This window comes from Variovorax sp. P5_A3 (assembly GCF_056400665.1).
This window is the reverse complement of the sequence record NZ_JBFUKW010000002.1, coordinates 381,289-404,622: the sequence shown is the minus strand read 5'-3', so window position 1 is coordinate 404,622 and position 23,334 is coordinate 381,289. Positions and strand designations below refer to the sequence as shown.

General features: G+C 65.7%; 22 protein-coding genes. 2 read left to right on the top strand and 20 right to left on the bottom strand.

The features are described from left to right. Positions 1-25: 25 nt before the first annotated feature. The 14 genes from hflX to AC1D3B_RS04000 all read right to left on the bottom strand — a co-directional run bounded on the left by hflX (position 26) and on the right by AC1D3B_RS04000 (position 14,688). Complete coding sequence (hflX, locus tag AC1D3B_RS04065; RefSeq protein ID WP_478189370.1) at positions 26-1,195, bottom strand: GTPase HflX; 1,170 nt, start codon at positions 1,193-1,195, stop codon at positions 26-28. A gap of 53 nt (positions 1,196-1,248) precedes the next feature. Beyond that, positions 1,249-1,494, bottom strand: a complete 246-nt coding sequence (hfq, locus tag AC1D3B_RS04060) for an RNA chaperone Hfq (protein WP_012747311.1) — start codon at positions 1,492-1,494, stop codon at positions 1,249-1,251. Between the two features lie 170 nt (positions 1,495-1,664). Further along, the gene (gene der, locus AC1D3B_RS04055) at positions 1,665-3,005 is read right to left on the bottom strand and encodes a ribosome biogenesis GTPase Der (RefSeq protein ID WP_478189369.1); all 1,341 of its coding nucleotides are present in this window, start codon (positions 3,003-3,005) and stop codon (positions 1,665-1,667) included. Positions 3,006-3,026: 21 nt separating this feature from the next. Further along, the gene (gene bamB, locus AC1D3B_RS04050) at positions 3,027-4,172 is read right to left on the bottom strand and encodes an outer membrane protein assembly factor BamB (protein WP_478189368.1); all 1,146 of its coding nucleotides are present in this window, start codon (positions 4,170-4,172) and stop codon (positions 3,027-3,029) included. A 2-nt stretch (positions 4,173-4,174) separates the two neighbouring features. Continuing rightward, positions 4,175-4,855: a YfgM family protein gene (locus AC1D3B_RS04045; RefSeq protein WP_478189367.1), complete on the bottom strand. Its 681-nt coding sequence runs from the start codon at positions 4,853-4,855 to the stop codon at positions 4,175-4,177. Positions 4,856-4,861: 6 nt separating this feature from the next. Then, a complete protein-coding gene (hisS, locus tag AC1D3B_RS04040) occupies positions 4,862-6,160 on the bottom strand; it encodes a histidine--tRNA ligase (protein WP_478189366.1) in 1,299 nt (432 codons plus the stop codon). Positions 6,161-6,168: 8 nt separating this feature from the next. Continuing rightward, complete coding sequence (ispG, locus tag AC1D3B_RS04035) at positions 6,169-7,461, bottom strand: flavodoxin-dependent (E)-4-hydroxy-3-methylbut-2-enyl-diphosphate synthase (protein WP_478189365.1); 1,293 nt, start codon at positions 7,459-7,461, stop codon at positions 6,169-6,171. A gap of 11 nt (positions 7,462-7,472) precedes the next feature. Further along, entirely contained in the window at positions 7,473-8,372 is a 900-nt protein-coding gene (locus AC1D3B_RS04030; protein WP_478189364.1) for a helix-turn-helix domain-containing protein, read from the bottom strand. Beyond that, positions 8,365-9,195, bottom strand: coding sequence for a type IV pilus biogenesis/stability protein PilW (gene pilW, locus AC1D3B_RS04025; protein WP_478189363.1), 831 nt, complete (start codon positions 9,193-9,195; stop codon positions 8,365-8,367). Before pilW ends, AC1D3B_RS04030 begins: the two co-directional genes overlap by 8 nt. Before the next feature lie 4 nt (positions 9,196-9,199). Then, positions 9,200-10,348, bottom strand: a complete 1,149-nt coding sequence (gene rlmN / locus AC1D3B_RS04020; RefSeq protein WP_478189362.1) for a dual-specificity RNA methyltransferase RlmN — start codon at positions 10,346-10,348, stop codon at positions 9,200-9,202. Positions 10,349-10,368: 20 nt separating this feature from the next. Continuing rightward, positions 10,369-10,794, bottom strand: a complete 426-nt coding sequence (gene ndk, locus AC1D3B_RS04015; protein ID WP_028253692.1) for a nucleoside-diphosphate kinase — start codon at positions 10,792-10,794, stop codon at positions 10,369-10,371. Positions 10,795-10,944: 150 nt separating this feature from the next. Further along, positions 10,945-12,684 carry a pseudouridine synthase gene (locus AC1D3B_RS04010; protein WP_478189361.1) on the bottom strand — a complete coding sequence of 580 codons (1,740 nt, stop codon included), beginning with the start codon at positions 12,682-12,684 and terminating at the stop codon, positions 10,945-10,947. After that, the gene (gene scpB, locus AC1D3B_RS04005; RefSeq protein ID WP_478189360.1) at positions 12,681-13,535 is read right to left on the bottom strand and encodes an SMC-Scp complex subunit ScpB; all 855 of its coding nucleotides are present in this window, start codon (positions 13,533-13,535) and stop codon (positions 12,681-12,683) included. The genes AC1D3B_RS04010 and scpB overlap by 4 nt, the downstream gene beginning before the upstream one ends. A gap of 127 nt (positions 13,536-13,662) precedes the next feature. Next, positions 13,663-14,688, bottom strand: a complete 1,026-nt coding sequence (locus AC1D3B_RS04000; RefSeq protein ID WP_478189359.1) for an RluA family pseudouridine synthase — start codon at positions 14,686-14,688, stop codon at positions 13,663-13,665. Between the two features lie 14 nt (positions 14,689-14,702). Here AC1D3B_RS04000 and AC1D3B_RS03995 point away from each other — a divergent pair, with 14 nt between their 5' ends. Next, entirely contained in the window at positions 14,703-15,512 is an 810-nt protein-coding gene (locus AC1D3B_RS03995; protein WP_478189358.1) for an outer membrane protein assembly factor BamD, read from the top strand. Positions 15,513-15,552: 40 nt separating this feature from the next. On the opposite strand, the gene AC1D3B_RS03990 is transcribed toward AC1D3B_RS03995, so the two are convergent. Both AC1D3B_RS03990 and AC1D3B_RS03985 read right to left on the bottom strand, forming a co-directional pair. After that, complete coding sequence (locus AC1D3B_RS03990) at positions 15,553-17,574, bottom strand: ATP-dependent DNA helicase (protein ID WP_478189357.1); 2,022 nt, start codon at positions 17,572-17,574, stop codon at positions 15,553-15,555. Next, positions 17,574-17,777 carry a DUF465 domain-containing protein gene (locus AC1D3B_RS03985; protein WP_478189632.1) on the bottom strand — a complete coding sequence of 68 codons (204 nt, stop codon included), beginning with the start codon at positions 17,775-17,777 and terminating at the stop codon, positions 17,574-17,576. The genes AC1D3B_RS03990 and AC1D3B_RS03985 overlap by 1 nt, the downstream gene beginning before the upstream one ends. Before the next feature lie 124 nt (positions 17,778-17,901). Here AC1D3B_RS03985 and AC1D3B_RS03980 point away from each other — a divergent pair, with 124 nt between their 5' ends. Continuing rightward, entirely contained in the window at positions 17,902-18,669 is a 768-nt protein-coding gene (locus tag AC1D3B_RS03980; protein ID WP_478189356.1) for a PP2C family protein-serine/threonine phosphatase, read from the top strand. A 19-nt stretch (positions 18,670-18,688) separates the two neighbouring features. Here the strand turns inward: AC1D3B_RS03980 and AC1D3B_RS03975 are convergent, their stop codons facing one another. From AC1D3B_RS03975 to odhB, 4 genes are all read right to left on the bottom strand, one after another. Beyond that, a complete protein-coding gene (locus tag AC1D3B_RS03975) occupies positions 18,689-19,378 on the bottom strand; it encodes a hypothetical protein (RefSeq protein WP_478189355.1) in 690 nt (229 codons plus the stop codon). Then, a complete protein-coding gene (gene zapE / locus AC1D3B_RS03970; RefSeq protein WP_478189354.1) occupies positions 19,375-20,475 on the bottom strand; it encodes a cell division protein ZapE in 1,101 nt (366 codons plus the stop codon). The genes AC1D3B_RS03975 and zapE overlap by 4 nt, the downstream gene beginning before the upstream one ends. Position 20,476: 1 nt before the next feature. After that, positions 20,477-21,904: a dihydrolipoyl dehydrogenase gene (gene lpdA, locus AC1D3B_RS03965; RefSeq protein ID WP_478189353.1), complete on the bottom strand. Its 1,428-nt coding sequence runs from the start codon at positions 21,902-21,904 to the stop codon at positions 20,477-20,479. A 148-nt stretch (positions 21,905-22,052) separates the two neighbouring features. Further along, a complete protein-coding gene (gene odhB / locus AC1D3B_RS03960; RefSeq protein ID WP_478189352.1) occupies positions 22,053-23,327 on the bottom strand; it encodes a 2-oxoglutarate dehydrogenase complex dihydrolipoyllysine-residue succinyltransferase in 1,275 nt (424 codons plus the stop codon). Positions 23,328-23,334: the final 7 nt, after the last annotated feature.

The following is a 23,334-nucleotide window of genomic DNA, read 5'->3' as shown; positions in this document are numbered from 1 at the left end:
AGTCAGTGACGGGGATTGTGCCCAATCAGTTGGCGGCATCGTGCAATTCGGGGCTGGCTTCTGGGGACATGTCCTCAGCCGGCAGGCGCGATCGTTGTGCGAGTTCGGCGCGCAGAGCCGGCACGCCTTCGGCGGTGCGGGCGCTCAGGAAGATGCGAGGCACCTGCACGCCGTCGACGTCGATCTCGTCTTGGAGATGCAGGGGGTGCTGCGTGCTTTCAAGAGCATCGAGCTTGTTGAAGACCAGAAGCTGGGGCACGTTGTCGGCGCCGATGTCCCTGAGCACGGCCTGCACTTCAGCCATCTGTTCGGGATGATGGGGGTTGGATGCATCGACCACGTGCAGCAGCAGGTCCGCGTCGACGGCCTCCTGCAGGGTGGCCTTGAAGGCGTCGATCAGGCCGTGTGGCAGGTCGCGGATGAAGCCCACGGTGTCGGAGATCGATACCTTGCGACGCGCGTCACCGAGGTAGAGATGGCGTGTCGTGGTGTCCAGCGTCGCGAAGAGCTGGTCGGCCGCATAGGCGCGCGCCTTGACCAAGGCGTTGAACAGCGAAGACTTGCCGGCGTTCGTGTAGCCGACGAGCGAGATGTTAAAGGTGTCGCGGCGCTCGCGCTGACGACGCTGGGTGCCGCGCTGGCGATGCACCTTGGCGAGTCGCTCGCGCGTGCGCTTGATGGCTTCGCCAATCATGCGGCGGTCGAGTTCGATCTGCGTTTCGCCAGGACCGCCACGCGTACCGATGCCACCGCGTTGACGCTCCAGGTGGGACCACCGGCGCACGAGTCGCGTGCTCAGGTATTGCAGTCGTGCCAGTTCGACCTGCAACTTGCCCTCGTGGGAGCGCGCGCGCTGGGCGAAGATTTCGAGAATGAGGAAGGTCCGGTCATATACCGCAACGCCGAGTTGGCGCTCGAGATTGCGTTGTTGCGCCGGACTCAGCGACTGGTCGAAGACGACTTCGCTTGCGCGGTGCAATTCGGCGAGTTCGCGGATCTCGTCGGCCTTGCCGCTTCCGACAAACAATGCCGCGTCGGGCGCCTTGCGTTTGCATACGAGGCGCGCGACCGGCTCCAGTCCCGCGGTCTGCGCGAGCAGTCCGAGTTCCTCGAGTTCACCGTCGAAATGAGGCAGCCCGAAATCCACGCCGACAAGAACGACGGCGCCTTCCTTGCGTGGGATCAGTTCAGACAAGCGGAATCAAATTGGAAAAAGCGCGACGGATGAACCGCCGCGCTCCGTGCCGTTCAGGCAGCGGCGTCGTCGTTCTCGGCAGCCGAGAAGTTGACGGCCCGACCCGGCACGATGGTGGAGATGGCGTGCTTGTAGACCATCTGGGTCACCGTATTGCGAAGCAACACGACGTACTGGTCAAACGACTCGATCTGACCTTGCAGCTTGATGCCGTTGACCAGATAGATCGAAACCGGCACGTGCTCACGACGCAAGGTGTTCAGGAAGGGGTCTTGTAGAAGTTGCCCTTTATTGCTCACGATATTCTCCGTGTTCAAGAGTAGTTGTTGGAGAGGTCACCTTAACACAGCGATTCCGCGCTGCAGCAAGAATGTCCAATGGCCTTCAAAAAAACGGCAGTTAAAAGTCGGAACTTCAGACGTGGATGCTGCTCTTCGGCGGCTAAAGGAAGCCAATCCGCATGCCGGAGTCAGTCGTCCTTGTCCGCGTACGGATTGTGCGAGGTCTTGAGTTCAATGCGCAAGGGCGTGCCGATCAGATCGAATTCCTTGCGAAAGCGCCCTTCCAGAAAGCGCTTGTACGCGTCGGTGACGTGTTCCAGCGAATTGCCGTGGATCACGATCACGGGCGGATTCATGCCCCCCTGGTGCGCATAGCGCATCTTCGGCCTGTACATGCCGGAGCGCTTGGGCGCCTGGAATTGAACCGCCTCCAGCAGCAGTCGCGTCAGCACCGGCGTCGACATCTTGCGTGTCGCCGATTTGTGGGCCTGCACGATGGCCTGCCAGACGGGGCCGAGCCCCTGTCGCCTGACGGCCGAGATGAAGTGCAGCGAAGCGAACTTCAGGAATGGCAGGCGCGTCTCGATCTGGCGCTGGATCTGTTCGCGCTGGTAGCTGTCCACCGCGTCCCACTTGTTGATGGCGATCACGACCGCGCGCCCGCTTTCGAGGATGTAGCCCGCGATGTGCGCGTCCTGGTCGGTCACGCCCTGGGTTGCGTCGAGCAGCAGCAGGACGACATTGGCCGACTCGATGGCCTGCAGCGTCTTGACCACCGAGAACTTCTCGATCGCCTCGAACACCTTGCCCTTGCGGCGGAGGCCGGCCGTGTCGATCAGTTCGAAGCGCTGGCCGTTGCGCTCGAAGGGCACCATGATGGCGTCGCGCGTGGTGCCCGGCAGGTCGAAAGCGACGAGGCGTTCCTCTCCCAGCCAGGTATTGATCAGCGTCGACTTGCCAACGTTGGGACGGCCGGCGACCGCCAGTTTGATCGCCTTGTTCGCGTCTTCTTCCTCTTCCTCGTCTTCTTCGGGGAGGTTGAGTGGCTCGAGCGCGAGATCGACCAGTCCGCGAATCCCCTGCCCGTGCGCCGCGGAGACGCCGTGCACCTCGCCGAAGCCGAGTTCGTAGAAATCCACCAACTTGGTGCCATCGTGCATGCCTTCGGCCTTGTTCGCGACGAGCACGCACGGCTTGCCGAGGCGGCGGAGTTCGTTCGCGATGTCGTGGTCCTGCGCCGAAAGGCCCTCGCGCGCATCCACCACGAAGATCACCACGTCGGCCTCTGCCACCGCCTGGCGCGTCTGCTTGGCCATCTCCTTGAAGATGCCGCTGCCTGCGTCCGGCTCGAAGCCGCCGGTGTCGATCACGATGAACTCGCGCTTGCCCTGGCGACCGTTGCCGTAGTGGCGATCGCGCGTCAGCCCGGCGAAGTCCGCGACGATGGCGTCGCGCGTCTGCGTCAGGCGATTGAAAAGGGTCGACTTGCCGACGTTGGGACGCCCGACCAGTGCAATGACCGGCTTCATGGAAGGCGTCCTTTCACGTGATTACTCGGGCCGATAGCCGAACACACCGCCATTGCGGGTGACGACCACGACCGTGTTTCCGGCCAGCACCGGCGTCGCGACGATGGCCGATCCATCGGGCGTGAGGCGATTCAGGGGCGAACCGTCGTCGCGCGAGAGGATGTGCACCAATCCCGTGCTGTCGCCGATGATCACCGAGCGGCCAACCGCCAGCGGAGCAGTCAGCACGCGGTACTTGAGCAGGTCGGCCTGCTGCCAGGCGCGCTCGCCGTCGGTGCGGCGCCATGCGACGACGGCCCCGTTGTCCTCGGACCCGAAAACGTACCGATCGTCCCCGCCCAATCCGTCCGCGCCCACGGCCGGCTTGGTCCAGAGGAGCGCGCCGCGCGAGGCGTCGACACAGCCCACGTTCGCAAAATAGGCGCGCGCGCAAACGACGTCACCGACGCGGCTCACCGCGCCGGTGAGATCGACCAGGCGCTCGACATCGTTCGTCCCGCGCGGCGCCGCGATCGGCGTCTCCCAGCGCGAGGTGCCGTTGGCGGGATTGATGCCGACGAGGCGACCGCCCACCCCCGTCACCAGTGTGTCGCCGACGGCCAGCATCACGCCGGGCTTCTTCAGAACCAGGTTCTCCGCCGGACGCTGTTGCGCCCAGAGGCGACGCCCGCTCTGCCCGTCCCAGGCGCTGGTCGTGCGATCGGCACCCTGCACGAAGATGCGGCGCCCGGCCACCAGCGGCGGGGTGTAGGTTTGTGCGCTCAGCCGCTGCTTCCACAGCACCTTGCCGCCTTGCAGGGCCACCAGTTCACCGTTGGTCGTGACCACCGCGACCAGTGCCCCGTCGCTGCCCACTCCCGCCGCCAGCGGCTCGCCCACCTTGGCGCGCCACACTTCCTGACCGGCGCGCGCGTCGATCACAGCCACCGTGCCATCGCTGCCGGCGACCGAGATCAGGTCGCCGTTCACGTTGGTCGACAAGGGGAACTCCACCTTCGGGATGCTGATCGTCCAGGCCTGGCGGACGCCCATCAGCGCCGCGTTGGCGGGAAGCTGTGCAGGCTTCGGCCTCGACGTTCCAGAGCAGGCCGCCAGAGCGGCGATCAGGACCACGGAAGCGCACATGCGCAAGGCTGAGGCTGAAGGCTGGTAACGCTTGAAATTCATGATCAATTCTTGGCTGATGCAGCGCCGGCAGCAGCCAGGCCCTTCGGGTCTACGCCGACGGCGTTGAGCTTGATCTCGACGAGGCGGCGGTAGTCGGTGCGCGGCTCGAAGGCAGCCCACGCCTTCTGGTACTCAGCCTTCGCCTCCTCACGCTTGCCCTGGGCAAGATAGATGTCACCCTTGCGGTCCGCGACCAGCGCGTCGAATTCCTTGGGCACTTCGCCCGACAGTTGCTTGAGCGCTTCGTCGTAGGACTTGGCCTCCAGCAATTCGGCGGAGAGCCGCAGCCTGGCGACGGCCTGGTAACCAGGGTCGACCGCATGCTCCGCAACCCACGCGAGCGCCGCGCGCGAACCATCGACATTGCCCTTCTCGAACAGGGTCTTCGCAGCCAGCAGGCCTGCCTGCTGCGCATAGGCCGTGCCGGAGAACTTGTCCTTCATGTCGGCCAGTGCGCGCTCGATGCGGGCGGTGTCGCCCGACTGCGCACTGCGCTCGACCTCGTCATAGAGCGCGGCCGCCTGCACTGCCTTCGTGCGTTGGAAATACTGCCAGCCGTTCCATGCCACGAAAGCGCCGGCTGCAAGCAGCACGACCCAGGTGATCAGGGTGCCGTAGGTGTTCCAGAAATGCTTGAGCTGGTCGAGCTGTTCCTGTTCTTCGAGGTCGAGATGGGTGGCCATGCGCTGTCAGTTGTTGGGAGCGGAGGATTGTAGGGTGGCGGCCCAGGCGGCCACGTCGGCGAGCGGGCGGGTGGTTTGCGCACCGCTGCCGTCGCGCAGCGCCTTGAGGGTCACCTCGCCTCGGGAGAGTTCGTCGGCGCCGAAAATCAGCGCATACGAAGCGCCGCTGGCATCGGCCTTCTTGAACTGCGACTTGAAGCTGCCCAGCCCGTCGGCGGTGGCGGCGTGCATCTGCGCTCGCACCCCGGCATCGCGCAATTGCTGCAGGGTACGCAGCGCGACGGGCATGGCCGCGGCGTCCGGCACCACGGCGTAGACGTCGGGCACGGGCAACGGGATCTGCGTGCCCTGCTCTTTCACGAGTTCGAGCACGCGTTCCACGCCGAGCGCCCAACCCACCGCCGGTGCGGCCTTGCCGCCGATCTGCACGATGAGATCGTCGTAGCGGCCGCCGGCGCAAACGGTGCCCTGCGCGCCGAGACGATCGGTCACGAATTCGAAGACCGACAGGTTGTAGTAGTCCAGGCCGCGCACCAGCCGCGGATTGATGGTGTAGCCGATGCCGTTGGCGTCCAGGATCGCGCGAAGGCCGTCAAAGTGCGCCAGGGATTCCGCGCCGAGGAAGTCCATCAGCTTCGGTGCCGACTCGACGATGTCCTGCATCGCCGGATTCTTGGTGTCGAGGATGCGCAACGGATTGCTGTGCAGGCGGCGCTTCGCGTCGTCGTCGAGCTGGTCCGAGTGCTTCTCGAAGTGGGCGATGAGCTGCGCGCGATGCAGTGCGCGCTCCGCGGGTTGACCAAGACTGTTGAGTTCGAGGCGCACATCCGTCAGGCCGAGCGCCTTCCAGAGCGCGCTCGCCAGCAGGATCAGTTCCGCGTCGACGTCCGGTCCGGCAAAGCCCAGGGCTTCGGCGCCGATCTGGTGGAACTGGCGGTAGCGGCCGCGCTGCGGACGCTCGTGGCGGAACATCGGTCCGATGTACCAGAGCCGTTTGCCGCCGTCGTAGAGCAACGAGTGCTCGGTGACGGCGCGCACCACGCTCGCAGTGTTCTCGGGCCGCAGGGTCAGCGCCTCGCCGTTGAGCTTGTCCTCGAACGAGTACATCTCTTTCTCGACGATGTCCGTCACCTCGCCAATGCCGCGGACGAACAATGCCGTGTGTTCGAGGATCGGGGTGCGGATGTTGCGATACGCATAACGCGACATCAGTTCGCGAACGGTGGCTTCGAGCCACTCCCACCGCGCCGATTCGGGCGGCAATATGTCGTTCATGCCTTTGACGGCACTGAGTTTTTCAGCCATGGATGCAATCAGGCGACTTGCGCAGCGGACTCGCTGCCAAAGCGCTTTTCGATGTAGTTTTCGACCAACTGGTGGAACTCGTTGGCGATGTTGTCGCCGCGAAGCGTGAGCGCCTTCTGGCCATCGATGAAGACCGGCGCCGCGGGTGCCTCGCCAGTGCCCGGCAGGCTGATGCCGATGTCGGCATGCTTGCTCTCGCCCGGGCCGTTGACGATGCAGCCCATCACGGCGACTTTCATTGTCTCGACGCCTGGGTACTTGGTGCGCCAGACCGGCATCTGCATGCGCAGGTAGTCGTCGATCTGCTTGGCGAGTTCCTGGAAGGTCGTGCTGGTGGTGCGGCCACAGCCCGGGCATGCGGTGACGCTCGGCACGAACACGCGAAGCCCCAGCGCCTGCAGGATTTCATTGGCGATCACCACTTCCTGGGTGCGCGATTCGCCCGGCTGTGGCGTGAGCGAGACGCGGATCGTGTCGCCGATGCCTTCCTGCAACAGGATCGACAGCGCAGTGGCCGAGGCCACGGTGCCCTTCGTCCCCATGCCGGCCTCGGTCAGGCCGAGGTGAAGGGTGTAGTCGCAGCGCTTCGCAAGCTCGCGGTAGACCGAGATGAGGTCCTGCACACCGCTGACCTTGCAGCTCAGGATGATCTGGTTGCCGTTCATGCCCATCGACTCGGCAAGCTTCGCGGAATCGATGGCCGAGGTCACCAGCGCCTCGTACATCACCTGCTTGGCGTCCCAGGGTTGGGCGCGCTGGCTGTTGGTGTCCATGAGGCTGGCCAGCAGTTCCTGGTCGAGGCTGCCCCAGTTGACGCCGATGCGCACCGGCTTGTTCCAGCGCATGGCCGCATCGATCATCTGGCCGAACTGGCGGTCGCGCTTGTCGCCCTTGCCGACGTTGCCCGGGTTGATGCGGTACTTGCTGAGCGCCTCGGCACACGCCGGATAGTCGGTGAGCAGCCGATGGCCGTTGTAGTGGAAGTCGCCGATCAGCGGCACGTCGACGCCCATGCGATCCAGTTGCTCGCGAATGTAGGGCACCTGCGCCGCCGCCTCGGGCGTGTTCACGGTGATTCGCACCATCTCGGAGCCGGCCAGCGCGAGTTCCTTGACCTGGATGGCCGTGCCGATGGCGTCCACCGTGTCGGTGTTGGTCATCGACTGCACACGCACCGGCGCATCGCCACCCACGGTAACGGTGCGAGGCCCCCAGACCACGCTCGCCTGACGGGAGCGGCGCGCTTTGGGAGCGGCAGGTTCGATCGGGAGGCAGCCGATGGTGCCGGGGACGTCGGTCATGGTGTTGGGCCTCAGGATTTGATCTCGAAGCGTGCCACACCGCCGGCACGCGTGAGGGGCGCAAGGTCGAAGGCCTTGCCGCGAACCCGCACGTCCACGCCCGAGGCGCGACCGACGACCACCTGCAGCGGCAAGGCGCCGGTCAGGCCGACGGTCTCGCCCGCCTTGACAGTGCGTCGCAGCAATTGCTTGCCGCCCGCCTCGGTCACGGTGATCCACGAGTCCTCGCGTGCGGTGAAAGCGATCAGGTCGTTGGCGACGGGCGTGTCTGGGGCCGCGGCCACCGGCTCTGCCGGGGCGGCTTCCACCGGCGGCGGCAATGCGGGCGCGGGCGCAACGGATTCGGCCACCGTGCCGGCGGGACCGCCGGACGGCGCAGTGGACGATTTCGACGCCTGGTCGCTCGGTTCGCGAGCCGTCAGGTGCGCAATCGAAGCACCGACCTGGTCGAAGATCGACTGCGGCAGCCAGAACAGGACTGCAGCCCCGACCAACAGCAACAGCACCACGATCAGGAGAGGCCGTGAAGGCAGCCAGTTCGACCCCGCGCCCGATCGCGGCGCAGCCGAACGCAGGCTCCGGCTGATGGTCCGGTCGGCATCTGCAAGACCCGGCTTCAGCGCGCCCGGCAGCTTGGCCAGCACCGGCGCCGGATCGATACGCAACGCCCTGCACACGCTCGCGGCCAGCGCACGCGCAAACACCGGGTCCGGCAGCGCGTCGATGTCGTCGGCCTCGAGCGCCGCCAGTTTCTGCGGTGACACCTTGAGCGCAGCCGCCACCATGTCGATGTGCAGCCCGTGCGCTTCGCGCGCTTCGCGCAGCATGTCACCGGCCGTCATGTGCGTGCTGTCGCCGCCGACGAGGGGCACCGCTGCGGAAGCCCCGAATTCACTCGCCCGCTCAATCATTGAAATTCCCGCGCTCGTACGCAATCGCCTCCCGCGACTGGGGGAAGCGCCGCTGCAACTGGCTCGCCAATTGCGAGATCGCCTCACGGTTGTTGAGCTGACGTTCGATCTTGATGCCGAGCCACAAGGTCTCGGCATTGGCCGCCGGACTGTTGTTGACACGGCGGATGTAGAACTGCGCACGCGACCACTCTTCGCGCTGCGCGAGGATCGACGCCAGGTTGTAGCCGATCACCGGATTTGCGGCGTCGATCTCGTAGGCCTGCGTGAGACTGCGCTCGGCCTCGGCGCGCTGGCCTGCCTTCAACTGGCAGATGCCTTGCGTCATCAGCGTCTTGGCGCGGTCGGTGTAACTGGTCACGGCCAGCGCCGCGGAGAACTGCTGCTGCGCGTCGGCGTAGCGATTCTGCTGGCACAGGAGCCAGCCGTAGTTGTGCAAGACGTTCGGCTCGCGCGGATTCAAGGCGATCGCTCGGCGGAAGCTGTCCTCGGCGGAGGCGGGATCGTCGAGCCGCATGTAGATGAGCCCGCGGAGGTTGTAGGCGTCCGGAAAGGTCGGATCCGCCGCAAGGGCCTGCTTGACCTCATCGAGCGCGACCGTGGTCTGGCCTGCCTGGAAGTAGCCGATCGCCAGCTCGACGCGGAGCTTGGCGCGCATGCGCGCGTTCGTCTCGTCCGACTCCGTCATGATGGCTGCGGCACTACCGGCAGAACTCGGTGCGGGTGCATTCTTGCTGGCACAGGAGGCCAGCAGGAAAACGGCGGCAACGCCAATGAGCGCCTGCATCACCAGCTTCTGCGCGGTCGGAAAGGCCTTGCTCATCGGATCATTGCTCCTCGGAATTGGATGTGACGACCTTCGTGCGGGCCGGATGCAAAACGACGGTGCGCCGCTGCGCCATGCGTTCGGCCGCGTGGGTGCGGTCCTTGACATCGCCCGCCAGCTGGCCGCACGCGGCGTCGATGTCGTCGCCGCGTGTCTTTCGGACCGTGGTGACAATGCCTGCTTCGCTCAGCACCTTGGCGAAGGACAGCACCCGGGGCTGCGGCGAACGCAGCAGACCGGATGCCGGAAATGGATTGAAGGGGATCAGGTTGAACTTGCAGGACACGCCCTGCGATCGAACCAGCTCGACCAACTGACGCGCATGCTCTGGCTGGTCGTTGACGCCATCCAGCATGCAGTATTCGAAAGTGATGAAGTCGCGCGGCGCGTGCGCAAGGTAGCGCTTGCAGGCCTCGAGCAGTTCGGCAATCGGGTATTTGCGATTGAGCGGCACGAGGTCATCGCGCAGCGCATCGTTCGGCGCATGCAGGGAGACCGCGAGCGCGACAGGACAGTCGCCGCCCAGGCGGTCGATCATCGGAACGACGCCGGACGTCGACACCGTGACGCGTCGACGCGAAAGGCCGTAGGCGTTGTCGTCGAGCATGGTGCGCAGCGCCGGCACCAGGGCCGAATAGTTCTGCAACGGCTCGCCCATGCCCATCATCACGACATTGGAAATGATTCGCTCGTCGCGTTTGAGGTGCTTGCGCAGGAAGTGCTCGGCAAACCACAATTGGGCGATGATTTCGCCGGTCGTGAGGTTGCGGCTGAAGCCCTGATGCCCGGTCGAGCAGAAACGGCAGCCGACGGCGCACCCGGCCTGCGACGACACGCAGAGCGTGCCGCGATCGTCCTCGGGAATGAACACGGCCTCGACCGCATTGCCATCACCGACGTCGAACAGCCACTTGATGGTCCCGTCGGCGGATTCGTGCTGCGTGATGACCGGCAGCGCCTCGACGCGCGCCGTGGTCGCGAGCTTTTCGCGCAGCGACTTCGCCAGATCCGTCATGTGCGCGAATTCGCTTGCTCCCCGCTGGTGGATCCAGCGGAAGAGCTGCGTCGCGCGGAAACGCTTTTCGCCCAGCCGTTCGCAGAACGCGGCCAATCCTTCCAGATCGAAGTCGAGCAGGTTGGCCGAGGTCATTGCGTCAGTCGGGCTGAACCTCAGCGTGCGTAGACGTTGAGGCCGGCGAAGAAGAAGGAGACTTCGTTCTTCGCGGTTTCGGGGGCGTCCGACCCGTGCACGGCGTTGGCATCGATGCTGTCGGCGAAATCGGCGCGGATGGTGCCGGCGGCAGCCTTCTTGGGGTCGGTCGCGCCCATGAGGTCGCGGTTCTTGGCAATGGCGTCTTCACCTTCGAGCACTTGCACGAACACCGGGCCGGAGATCATGAACTCGACCAGGTCCTTGAAGAAGGGGCGCTCCTTGTGGACGGCGTAGAACTGCTCGGCTTCGTTGCGCGACAGGTGCACCAGCTTGGCTGCCACGATCTTGAGGCCGGCAGCCTCGAAGCGGGAGACGATCTTGCCGATGACATTCTTTGCGACTGCGTCGGGCTTGATGATGGAGAGGGTGCGTTCGATGGCCATGAGAGTGCTTTCTTGAGAGCTTGAATCTGGAAGGGTTCCGCCAATGCCGCAACGCACGCGTCGCGGTCTTTGACAAAGCCTTCGATTTTAACCAGCGTGATAGGGTCAACCCGCAATTTGCGAGCGAAAGACCGCCGGTCGCATCGATTTTCAGCGACCGCGGCGGCGACCGCCACCCTGGCCGCCGAAATTGCCGCCGCCGCCGGACGGCCCGCCGCGCCGCGGGCCCTGGCGTTGTTCCTTGCGCTGGCGCGAGAAGCTCTCGGCGCCGATATAGCCGAGCGAGGTCTTCATCGGGTCCGGCTGGTTGGCACCGCCCGGCGGACGATCGTCCCCCTGGCGATTGCGCCCCTGCTGCCCGCCCTGCCCCTGCCCCTGGCCTTGGCCCTGGCCCTGGCGGTCGCCACGGTTGTTCCGGCGGCCCTGCGACGGCCCCTTGCCGCCGCCCATGCCCCGGTCTGAACGAGCGCCCGGACCGTGGGCCAGCGGATTCGGGATGGGCGCCTCGCGCTCCTCCCCTTGGAGGCCACCTCCGCCGCCGTTGCGATTGCCGCGTCGTTTGCGATTGCGGTTGTTGCGACCGCCGCCCTCCGGGCCCTGCCCTTGTTGGCCCCTCGGACCCGCGCCGGGGCGCTGCTGCCGCTCGCCGGAACCGCCCGCCGCCTGGAACAGCGCCCGGATGTCGCGCTCGTCGAGTTCCATCCAGGCGCCGCGCTTGAGGCCGCGCGGCAGCACCATGGCGCCGTAGCGGATGCGGATCAGTCGGCTGACCGCATGTCCCACCGACTCGAAGAGGCGGCGAACTTCGCGGTTGCGCCCTTCCGAAATGGTGACGCGATACCAGCAGTTGGAACCCTCGCCGCCGCCTTCCTCGATGGTGCCGAAGTGGGCCATCCCGTCGTCCAGACGAACGCCTTCGAGCAGGCGCTGCTTTTCCTCGCTGCTGAGCGCGCCGAGCACGCGCACCGCGTATTCGCGTTCCAGCCCGAAACGCGGATGCATCAGCTGGTTGGCCAGTTCGCCGGAACTCGTGAAGAGCAAAAGCCCTTCCGTATTCAGGTCCAGACGTCCGACGGACTGCCACTTGCCCTGCTGCAGCCGCGGCAGCTTGCGGAACACGGTCGGCCGGTTCTGCGGATCGTCGTGCGTGACGACCTCGCCGACGGGCTTGTGATACGCAATGACGCGCGCCGGTGGCGGTGCAATGCGATAGCGGATGGGCTTGCCGTTGATCTTGACCTGATCGCCGAACTGGATGCGTTGCCCGATGTGGGCCGGCTCATTGTTGACCGAGATTCGACCCTGCAGGATGAGTTGCTCCATCTCGAGGCGCGAACCCAGGCCTGCCTGCGCCAGGACCTTGTGCAGCTTCGGCGAATCGGCTTCCGGCAACAGCACCCGTTTGAGCGGTGGAACTTCCGGACTTTCCTCGTCGGCATCGAACTGACCCGAAATGACGTCGGCGAACCGGATCGGCTCCGGGGGTGGAGCGTTGCGTTGCTCGCGCTCGGCGGCGCGGCGCGCACGATCGAGGTCGTCTTCCTCTTCGTCCGGTTCCTCTTCCTCGTCCTCGTCGTCCTCGTCTGCCTCGGAGGCCCTCACCTCCGGAGGCGCATCCGGGGCAGGCGCCGGCACGTGTTCGGCGGCGGTAGCCCGCGGCTCAACCGGCTCGACAGGCTGGACGGCCTCATCGGACGCTGCTTCCGCTGACACTTCCGCGGCAGGCTTGCGCCGGCGCGGACGGCGCTTGCGTGGCGCTTCGGCAGCGTCGCCGGCGACCGGCGGGGCACCGGCGTCATCTTCAGACTGCGCCGGCACGTCCGCCAAGCGCTCCTCGGAAACAGGTTCGGCCGGCAGCGTGGCTGCGTCATCGGGATCTGTGGGGCTCATGGTCGGGTTCCGGAAGGGACAGCGGTGGTGTCGGCCTCATCGGGCGATGCATCTGCATCCGCGTCGACGGGAGAAGGAGATGAGGATTCTGTCGGAGCAAGGACTTCGGCTTCGGTTGCAGGCGCAGCGGCGAAGTCGGTCGGCGTCTCGGCATCCGTCTCGGGTTCATTGACTTCGGCGACGCTCATGGCGGCTTCAGTCTGCAGGGTGGGTTCCTCGACTTCGGCGACCGCCCCGGCAGCCTTCGCCTCGGGCTCTGCAGCGATCTCATCGATCGGCAGCGTGGGCTGGTCTTGACCGGCCGCCCGGTCCAGCGCGTCGATCAGGGCGCCCTGCTGCGATGGCGACTCGATCACCGGCAACTGGTCCAGCGAAGCAAGGCCTAGATCGTCCAGGAACTGCCGCGTTGTCGCATAGAGCGCCGGTCGCCCGACCGTCTCGCGATGGCCGATGACCTCCACCCAGTTGCGGTCCTCGAGTTGCTTGAGGATGAGCGAATTGATCGTGACGCCACGGATGTCCTCCATGTCGCCGCGCGTCACCGGTTGCCGATAGGCAATGATCGCCAGCGTCTCGAGGGCAGCGCGCGTGTAGCGTGGCGGCTTCTCGGGGTGAAGGCGATCGAGGTGGTCGCGAAGTTCGGGGCGACTCTGGAAGCGCCAGCCGGTGCCGACGCTCACGAGTTCCAGGCCGCGCTGCGACCAGTCTTCCTGCAGTTCGAGCAACAGCGACTTGATCGTGTCGGCGCCCAACTCGTCGTCGAACAGCACGCGCAGTTCGCGCACCGGCAACGGCTGGGTCGAACAGATCAAGGCGGTTTCGAGAATGCGCTTGGCATCCGCCGTATTCATGGTTCGCGTTATCCGGGAAAAGGCGCCTCGGGGACGCTTGTTCAGATGGATGAAAGGAGGCGCTGCAGGCACGCGGCGTATGCAACGCGAGGCCGGCATCGGATGGCCGGCGCGGCCCTCGGGACCGTCAGGCGCGATTGTAATCCAGCCCCCACTCGGAAAAACCCTGAGCAAGATCCGGTGGCGGCGGGGACAGGAACTCCATCGCCTCCCCGGTCATGGGATGCTTGAAACCGAGCCTGAAGGCATGCAGCGCCTGCCGCGTCAGGCCGGCAGCATTGGCGCCTCCGTACAGTGCGTCGCCAACCAGCGGATGGCCGATGGAGGCCATGTGCACGCGGATCTGGTGCGTCCTTCCGGTCTCCAGCGTGCAGCGCACGGCGCATCCCAGGTCGTTGGTATCGAGCGCCTCGATCAGCGTGCGCGCCGGCTTGCCGGCATGGCGCTCCAGGTCGACCACGGCCATGCGCAACCGATTGCGCGGATCGCGGCCGATGGCAGTGTCGACATGCCTCGCGCCGGCGCCTTGCCAGGTACGGTGCGCGAGCGCGAGATACTGGCGCTTGACCTCGCGCGCCGCGATCAACGCCACGAGCGCATCCATCGCGGCACGGCTGCGCGCGACGACCATCAGCCCGCTGGTGTCCCGGTCCAGCCGGTGCACGATGCCGGCGCGCGGCAGGAGCGCCGCCCGCGGATCGAGCGCAAGCAGCCCGTTCAGCAGGGTTCCGCTCCAGTTGCCCGGCGCGGGATGCACAACGAGCCCCACCGGCTTGTCGATGATGCGCAGGTGATCGTCTTCGTGGAGCACGTTGAGCGACATCGCCTCCGGACGGAACGCCTGGCTCTGGGGCGTGGGGCGAAGCTCGATGCGTCCGGCCTCACCGGCGTGCACCGTGGCCGAGGTCTTTGTCACCACCCGCCCCTGAAGCTCGACCATGCCGGCATCGATCAGTTGCTGGAGGTAGCTTCGCGAAAACTCGGGACCCAGCGCGGCCAGCGCGCGATCCAGCCGCTGGCCGTGCTGCGCCTCGCCGATCAGAAAGGTGCGAATTTCGCTGGCATCCGACAGCTCCGCACCCTCGTCATGGTCAGCGCCCTCCGGGGCATGGCCCAGGGGGGCGGCCGATATAATTGAGGGCAACTGTTTCACGAAGGCCTTATCTGATGTTTCGCTCCAAATTATCGGTTGTCCCAGGCTGGCTGGCCCTCTGTGCGGCTGCCTGGCTGGCGGCCGGGTGTTCGTCGAGCCCGGCCGACAAGACCGCGAACTGGAGCCCCAACCGGATCTACTCGGAAGCCAAGGACGAAGTGGACTCTGGCGCCTTCGATAAGGCCGTCCCGTTGTACGAGAAGCTCGAAGGCCGCGCCGCCGGCACGCCGCTGGCGCAACAGGCGCAGCTCGACAAGGCGTATGCCCAGTTCAAGGCGGGCGACAAGGTGCAGGCCGTCGCGACGCTCGATCGCTTCATCAAACTGCACCCGGCCAGTCCGGCGATCGACTACGCGCTCTACCTCAAGGGCGTGATCAACTTCAACGACGATCTGGGCATGTTCGCGTTCATGACGCGCCAGGACCTGTCGGAACGCGACCAGAAGGCCGCAAAGGAATCCTTCGAATCCTTCAAGGAACTGGTGACGCGCTTCCCCGATTCACGTTACACGCCGGACGCGCGCCAGCGGATGAACTACATCGTCAATTCGCTGGCGCAGTATGAAGTTCACGTGGCCCGCTATTACTACAACCGGGGGGCCTACCTGGCGGCCATCAACCGTGCGCAACTGGCGCTGGCCGACTACCGCGAAGTTCCGGCGCTCGAAGAGGCCCTCTACATCATGTACATGTCGTACGACAAGCTCGGCATGAACGATCTGCGTGACGACACCCAGCGCGTGCTGACGACCAACTATCCGCAGAGCGAATACCTCTCGCGCGGCTTCCGGACCAAGGACGATCCCTGGTGGAAGGTGTGGTAGCCCCCGGCTTTTCGCTTCGCTTCGCCGCGCGCGGCCGCATCTAGTTGGCGTCTGACGGCGCGGACTCTCTCAGCGCAGCCACGGCTGCATCGAAGTCAGTCTCGGTCTCGATCCTGCGCATCGGCGGGAGCGCGGCGATCAGGCGGCGGCCGTAACCCATGGCGACGAGGCGTGTGTCGCAGATCACGAGTACGCCCATGTCGGTTTCTCGCCGGATCAATCGGCCGGCACCCTGCTTGAGCGCGACCGCGGCCTCGGGCAGGGAATACTCGCTGAAAGCGCTTCGTCCCTGCGATTCGAGGCGCTGCGAGCGCGCCTCGACCAGCGGGTCGTTGGGAGGCGGAAAGGGCAACTTGTCGATCACGACCAGTTGCAAGGCATCGCCGGGTGCGTCGAAGCCCTCCCAGAAAGAGGCCGATGCCACCAGCACGCAGCCCGGGCGTCCGTCGACAGCCCCTTCCCGGAAACGATCCATCAGGACGCGTTTCGGCAACTCGCCCTGCACCAGCACTTCGGGCCGGCGCACGGGCTCCAGGCGCTCCAATTGCTGCCGCATCGCGTCACCTATCGTCCTCAAGGCGCGCAGGGTCGTCGTGAGAACGAGCGTGCGGCCGCCGAGGACGGCGGCGCCACGGGCAGCGAGTTCCGCGACCCGCTGGCTGTGCGCAGGATCGTTCGGCTTGGGAAACACACGCGGCACGTAGAGCGCGGCCTGACGCGCATAGTCGAACGGACTTTGTACGCGCAGTACCTCGGCATCGTCGAGCCCGCAGGGCTCGGTGAACCAGCGCAGCTTCGGATCGTCACCGAGCGTCGCGGACGTGAACACCCAGGCACGCCCGCCCTCTTCCGCGCCCTCGGCATCGGACTTGAGAACGCGTGTTCGCACCGCCTCCGCGATGTCCAGCGGCGACTCGATGAGTCTCAGCTGCGTTCCCACATCGACCCAGCGCACCGATCCAGCGGGACAGTCCTCGGCAAATCGCTTTGCCCGCTCCGACAGCTGCTGCGCCCGGTCATGAAGACGAACGAAATCGGGTGACAGCTCGCTCACTGTGTCGAGGCCCCGAGCGGCTTCCGCGAAAGCCCCCTGCAAGGCATCGAGTGCTTCCTGCCACGCTTCCGCGGGCACGCCCTCAGGCGACGCGCCAGCCCAGCGCAACTTCGCGCCGGGGTACTGCTTGCCCGCCGCCAGCCGCAGTTCACGCGCACCACGCTCGACGCCTGACACGAGCTGCTGCCAATCGACTAGGCCCCGCGCGTGCTGAAGCCCCGCCGCAAGCAGGTCGCGCGCAAAGTCCAGCGCCTGGCCGCTGCCGAGCTGGACGCCCAGGAATTGCACCCCGGTTTCGTTGAGCTGATGTGCTTCGTCGAAGACCACGACCCGCACCGTCGGCAACAACTCCGCCATGCCCGACTCGCGCACGGCAAGATCGGCAAAGAACAGGTGGTGATTGATGACCACAACGTCCGCTGCCATCGCCTCGCGTCGTGCGAGATTGACGTGACACGGCTTGAACTGGGGGCACTGCGCACCGAGGCAGTTGTCGCGCGTGGAGGTCACCAGGGGAATCAGTGGCGAACGCTCGTCCAGGCCCGGGAGCTCGGCCAGGTCGCCCGTGCGCGTGGCCTTGGACCATTGCTCGATCTTCGCGAGGGTCCGCAACGAGCCTCGTTCCGGCAGCGAAGCGTCATGGCGCGCAAGATCGAGTCGGTGCAGGCACACATAACTGGCGCGCCCCTTGAGCAACGCGGTCCGTACGGGCAATCCCAGCGCCGTCACGAGCCGCGGCAGGTCGCGCCCGAAGAGCTGGTCCTGCAGTGTCTTGGTGGCTGTCGACAGCAGCACGCGCTCCCCGCTCAGCAATGCCGGAACGAGGTACGAAAAGGTCTTGCCGACACCCGTGCCGGCCTCGACGACGAGCACGCCCCCCTGGTCGATGGTGCGCGCCACGGCCACCGCCATCTGAGTCTGGCCCTCGCGCTCGCGGAACTGTTCTGCGGCATGGGAAAGGACGCCGTCCTGAGCGAAGGCCTCGCGCACCTCTTGTTCGATCGACATCAGGCGGGCTCTTGCGGATCGAGCAGCCGTTCGAGGCGTGCGATTTCGTCGCGCAGTCCGAGTCGCCGCTTCTTGAGCCGCCGCAGCAGCAGTTCATCCAGCGGAACGACCTCGCTCAGCCGATCGATCGTGGCATCGAGGTCTGCATGCTCGATCCTGAGTTCGATCAGCTGTCGTGAAATTGAGTGAAGATTGGAGTCCAACGCGGGCAGTGTGAAATCTTGCAACGGCGCGCTTCGGCCGCGGCTTGTGTTCACTCGATAATACGTCTTCATCCAACCTGCAAGACAACATGAAAGACCGCGCCATCGGCGCATCCGCGCCCCCATGACACGAGGCTTTCGACTTGCCGCCGCAACCGGTCTCCACAAGGGGGATCGCCCCTACCAGCAGGACCAGGTCCTGGTCATGTCCCACCCCCGCACGCCGGGGTGCGTGCTGGGCGTCATCGCCGACGGCATGGGCGGTCGCAGTGGCGGGCGCAAGGCCTCCGATCAGGTCCTGATGACGGCGCGCCAGCTCTTCTCGCGCTACAAGCCCGGGCGCGACGAAGCTTCGGGCCTGCTGCGGCATCTGCTGGAAGACGCCCACACGGTGATCAAGCTCACCGCAGTCTCCAGTGAGCAGGAACCGCACAGCACCCTCGCTGCCTTCCTCATGAATCCCGAGGGCGACTGCACCTGGATTCACGCCGGCGACTCGCGCATCTATCACTTCCACAAGGGAACCCTCGTCAAGCGTACCAAGGACCACTCCTACGTGCAGGTGCTGGTCGACCGCGGCGAAATCAACGACGACGAAGCCAACATGCATCCCCAGAGCAACATCCTGCTCGGATGCCTCGGCATGAACTCGACGCCGCCACCGGTGGACATTCACCTCGTTCCTTGCCTGCAAACGGGCGATGTGTTGATGGCCTGCAGCGACGGGCTGTGGCACTACTTCACGCCGGAGGAGATGGGCGCCTTGCTGGCGGACCAGCCGCCACGCGCCGCCGTCGAGTTGCTGGTCGCCGAAGCGCGGCGGCGCGCGCACGGAACCGGCGACAACATCTCGATCGTCGTAGTGAAGCTCGAACCGCTGCCCGCCGACTGAAACGCCGGCCGCGATCCCGTCAGGGCGTTGCCGGCTTCGACGGGCTGGCGGACGTCGCAGCGGGTTCCCCGGGCGTCGGCAGGGGCGCCGAGCGAGGCTTGGTCTTCGCCGCGTTGCGCCTGTCGAGCTCCGCGCGATGCTCTTGCGCCTTTTTCAGTTTTGCCTCGTAGTCCGCTTGCGCTGCCGGTGCCTCGGCGCGCCGCTGGGCTGCCTTGGTCTGTTCTTCGGCATGATTGCGCTGCTTGTTGTCGAACTCCTTTTGGCGCTCGGTCGTCTGCGACGCCGTCTGCGCACGGCTCGCCGCATGGTCGGCGGCACGCTCCTCACGGTCCTGTTGCGACTTCAGTGCCTCCTGGCGCTTCGCTTCGGACTCCTGCGCGCGCTGGTCGGCCTTCTGCTGCTCCAGCTTGTCGAGTTCCGCAGCGGCGCGGCGCTTGCGCTCGAAGTCGTTCATCACCGCTTCCTGGCGCTTGATGTTGTCCGTATCCGCGCGGCGCCGGCGACGGCTCTCCTGCAGGCAGTCCTCGACCGCGAACTTCTTGTAGCAGGCCGCCTGCTCGGTCGCGTAGCGGGCATCGACGTCCTTGCGTTCCTGCGTCAGGCGGGCACGCTCGGCTTCGAAGTTCGTGGCTCCGCTCGTGGCCTCCGACTGCGCCCACAGGGGCGACACAGCCAGGCCGATCAGCAATCCAAGGGCGATGTTCTTCATGTGAGGCGCGTATCGACAACACGGCGTTCGAGCGCAAGGAACTCGGCCGACTGCATCTCGTTGAGTCGGGACACGGTCCGCGGGAACTCGTGCGCCAGCGGGCCCTCGGTGTACAACGCCTCGGGAGGCACTTCGGCGGACATGATCAACTTCACTCGCCGATCGTAGAACACGTCGACGAGCCAGGTGAAACGCCGCGCTTCCGATGCCATCCGCACCGGCATGTACGGCACGTCGGACAGCAGCACCGTATGGAACTGCGTCGCAATTTCCAGGTAGTCGTTCTGCGAGCGCGGACCGCCGCACAGGGTCTTGAAATCGAACCAGACCACCCCCCCCGCCTTTCGCCGGGCGTGGATCTCGCGCGCCTCGATGTGCAGGACGGGGTTCTCGTCCGCGCTTTCGGCCAGACGCTCGAAGGCCTCGCGCATTTCCTTGTCGGCGGTCGCGCCGTTGGGCGTGAGGTAGAGGCGGACCTGCTCCAGCGTCCGGCGGCGGTAGTCGGTGCCGTTGTCGACGCTGATGACTTCGAGCCGTTCGTTGAGCAATGCGATCGCCGGAAGGATGCGGTCGCGGTGCAGTCCGCCCGGATAGAGGTCGTCCGGCTTGAAGTTCGACGTCGTGACGAAGCCGACGCCGTTCTCGAACAGCGCCATTAGCAGCCGGTGCAGGATCATCGCGTCGGTGATGTCCGCGACGTGGAATTCGTCGAAGCAGATCAGCCGGTATCGCTTGGACATGCGCCGCCCGAGTTCATCCAGCGGATTGACCGTGCCCTGAAGGTCGGCCAGTTCGCGGTGCACCTCGCGCATGAACTCGTGGAAGTGCAGCCGCGTCTTGCGCCTGAGCGGGACTACGTTGTAGAAGCAGTCCATCAGGAAGCTCTTGCCTCGCCCGACGCCGCCGTACATGTAGACCCCGCGTGGGATCTCCGGCCGGTTGATCAGCTTCTTGAAGGCATTGGAGCGCTGGGCCTTGAAGTCCGCCCATTCGCTCGCGCAGCGGTCGAGCGCCTCCACGGCGCGCAACTGCGCGGGGTCGCTGTGGAACCCCCGCGCAATCAGCTCCGCTTCATAGGCCTGCCTGACAACGCCCACGTCAGAAGTTCAGCGTACGCTTGTCGACGGCCAGGGCTGCTTCTTTCGTCGCCTCCGACAGCGACGGATGCGCGTGGCAGATGCGCGCGATGTCTTCCGCGCTGGCCTTGAACTCCATGGCCACGACGGCTTCGGAGATCAATTCGCTGACCATCGGTCCGACCATGTGCACGCCGAGGATCTCGTCCGTGGCGGCATCCGCCACGAACTTGACCATGCCGGTCGTGTCGCCCAAAGCGCGTGCCCGGCCGTTAGCGAGGAACGGGAAGGTGCCTGCCTTGTAGGCACGGCCACTCGCCTTGAGCTGCTGTTCGGTCTGGCCGACCCATGCGATCTCGGGCGAGGTGTAGATCACCCACGGAATGGTGTTGAAGTTGACGTGACCGTGCTGGCCCGCGATGCGCTCGGCCACTGCCACGCCCTCTTCTTCCGCCTTGTGCGCAAGCATCGGGCCTCGCACCACGTCGCCGATTGCCCACACGTTCGGCAGGCTGGTCTTGCAGTCATCGTCGACCACGATCGCGCCACGCTCGTCGAGCTGCAGGCCCACCGCTTCGGCGTTGAGGCCGATGGTGTTGGGCACGCGACCGATCGAGACGATCAACTTGTCGACTTCGAGCGACTGCGCGCCGCCCTTGGAATCTGTGTAGGCGATGCTCACGCCCTTCTTGCCCGACTTGACTTCGCCGACCTCGACGCCGAGTTCGATCTTCAGCCCCTGCTTGTCGAAGGCCTTCTTCGCTTCCTTGGCGATCTGCTCGTCCACTGCGCCGAGGAAGGTCGGCAGTGCTTCGAGCACGGTCACCTCGGCACCGAGGCGGCGCCACACCGAGCCCATCTCGAGGCCGATCACGCCGGAGCCGATCAGTGCGAGCTTCTTGGGCACGCCGCCGATGCGCAGTGCGCCGTCGTTCGAGAGGATGTTCTCCTCATCGAACGGTGCGCCCGGCAACGGACGCGCATTCGAGCCGGTGGCAACGATGATGTGCTTGCCGCCGATGCTCTCTTCCGAGGCACCCACGACCTTGATCTCGTAGCCGCCGTCCGCGGCCTTCACGAACGAGCCGCGGCCGTGGAAGAAGGCGACCTTGTTCTTCTTGAACAGGTAGACGATGCCGTCGTTGTTCTGCTTCACGACGTTGTCCTTGCGCGCCAGCATCTTCGCGAGATCGAGTCCGAGGCCCTCGACCTTGATGCCATGGTCGGCAAAGCTGTGCCCCGCGTGCTCGTAGTGCTCGGAAGACTGCAGCAGTGCCTTCGATGGAATGCAGCCGATGTTGGTGCAAGTGCCGCCCAGGGCCGGGCCGCCCTTGGCGTTCTTCCACTCGTCGATGCAGGCCACGTTGAAGCCCAGTTGTGCCGCACGGATGGCGGCGACGTAGCCGCCAGGGCCGCCACCAATGACGATGACGTCGAATTGTTTGCTCATTGATTGTTCCGTTTCAGTTAGGCAGGCCGCACGAACTGCGAGTCTGGTTCGCAAAACACCGCGAAACCGGCTTTGCCGGGCCGCCGGTGTTGCCCCCGGTCAGGGGGTGGGCGAAGAGACACGAAGTGCGCGCAGCCTGGGGGCGAGCCTAGATATCAAACAAGAGGCGCGCTGGGTCTTCCAGGGCTTCCTTCATGGCGACCAGGCCCAGCACGGCTTCGCGGCCGTCGATGATGCGGTGGTCGTAGCTCATCGCGAGGTAGTTCATCGGGCGAACGACGATCTGGCCGTTCTCCACCACCGCGCGGTCCTTGGTCGCGTGCACGCCCAGGATGGCCGACTGCGGCGGGTTGATGATCGGCGTCGACAGCATCGAGCCGAACACACCGCCATTGGAGATGGAGAAGGTGCCGCCGGTCATTTCCTCGATGCCCAGCTTGCCGTCGCGCGCCTTGGCACCGTACTCGGCGATCTTCTTCTCGATGTCCGCGAAGCTCATCTGGTCGGCATTGCGCAGGATCGGCACTACCAGGCCACGCGGCGAACCGACCGCGATGCCGATGTCGAAGTAGCCGTGGTAGACGATGTCGTTGCCGTCCACCGAGGCGTTGAGCACCGGGTACTTCTTCAGGGCATGCACCGCCGCCTTCACGAAGAAGCTCATGAAGCCGATCTTCACGCCGTGCTCCTTCTCGAACTTCTCCTGGAAGCGCTTGCGCATTTCCATCACGGGCGCCATGTTCACCTCGTTGAAAGTGGTCAGGATCGCATTGGTGGATTGCGATTGCAGCAGGCGCTCGGCGATGCGTGCACGGAGGCGGCTCATCGGGACGCGTTCTTCCGGACGGTCGCCGAGGTCGGGCGAACCGGCCGGCGACGCGACTTGCGGCAATGCCGCTTTCGGCGCGCCAGTCGGAACGGGCACGGGTGCAGCAACCTTGGCGGTCGTGCCTGACGCAATGGCGCCGAGCACGTCGCCCTTGGTGACGCGGCCGTCCTTGCCGGTGCCGGCGACATCGCCCGTGCTCAGCTTGTTGTCCGCGAGCAGCTTGGCCGCGGCGGGCATCGCCACGTCGGACTTCGAGCCGCCGGTGGCCGCGGCAGCAGCAGCCGGGGCCGCCGCCGGTGCCGCGACAGGCGCTGCCGCCGGTGCCGCGGCGGGCGCGGCTGCGCCGGCCTTGCCTTCGGTGTCGATCTTCGCGATCAGTTGGTCGGCCACTACGGTGGCGCCGTCGCCGGCGACGATCTCCACCAGCACGCCGGACGAGGGCGCCGGCACTTCGAGCACGACCTTGTCGGTTTCGATCTCGATCAGGATTTCATCGACCGTGACGGCTTCGCCGGCCTTCTTCTTCCACTGGAGCATGGTGGCTTCGGCCACGGACTCGGACAACTGGGGGACTTTGACTTCAACGATGGACATTTCTTAT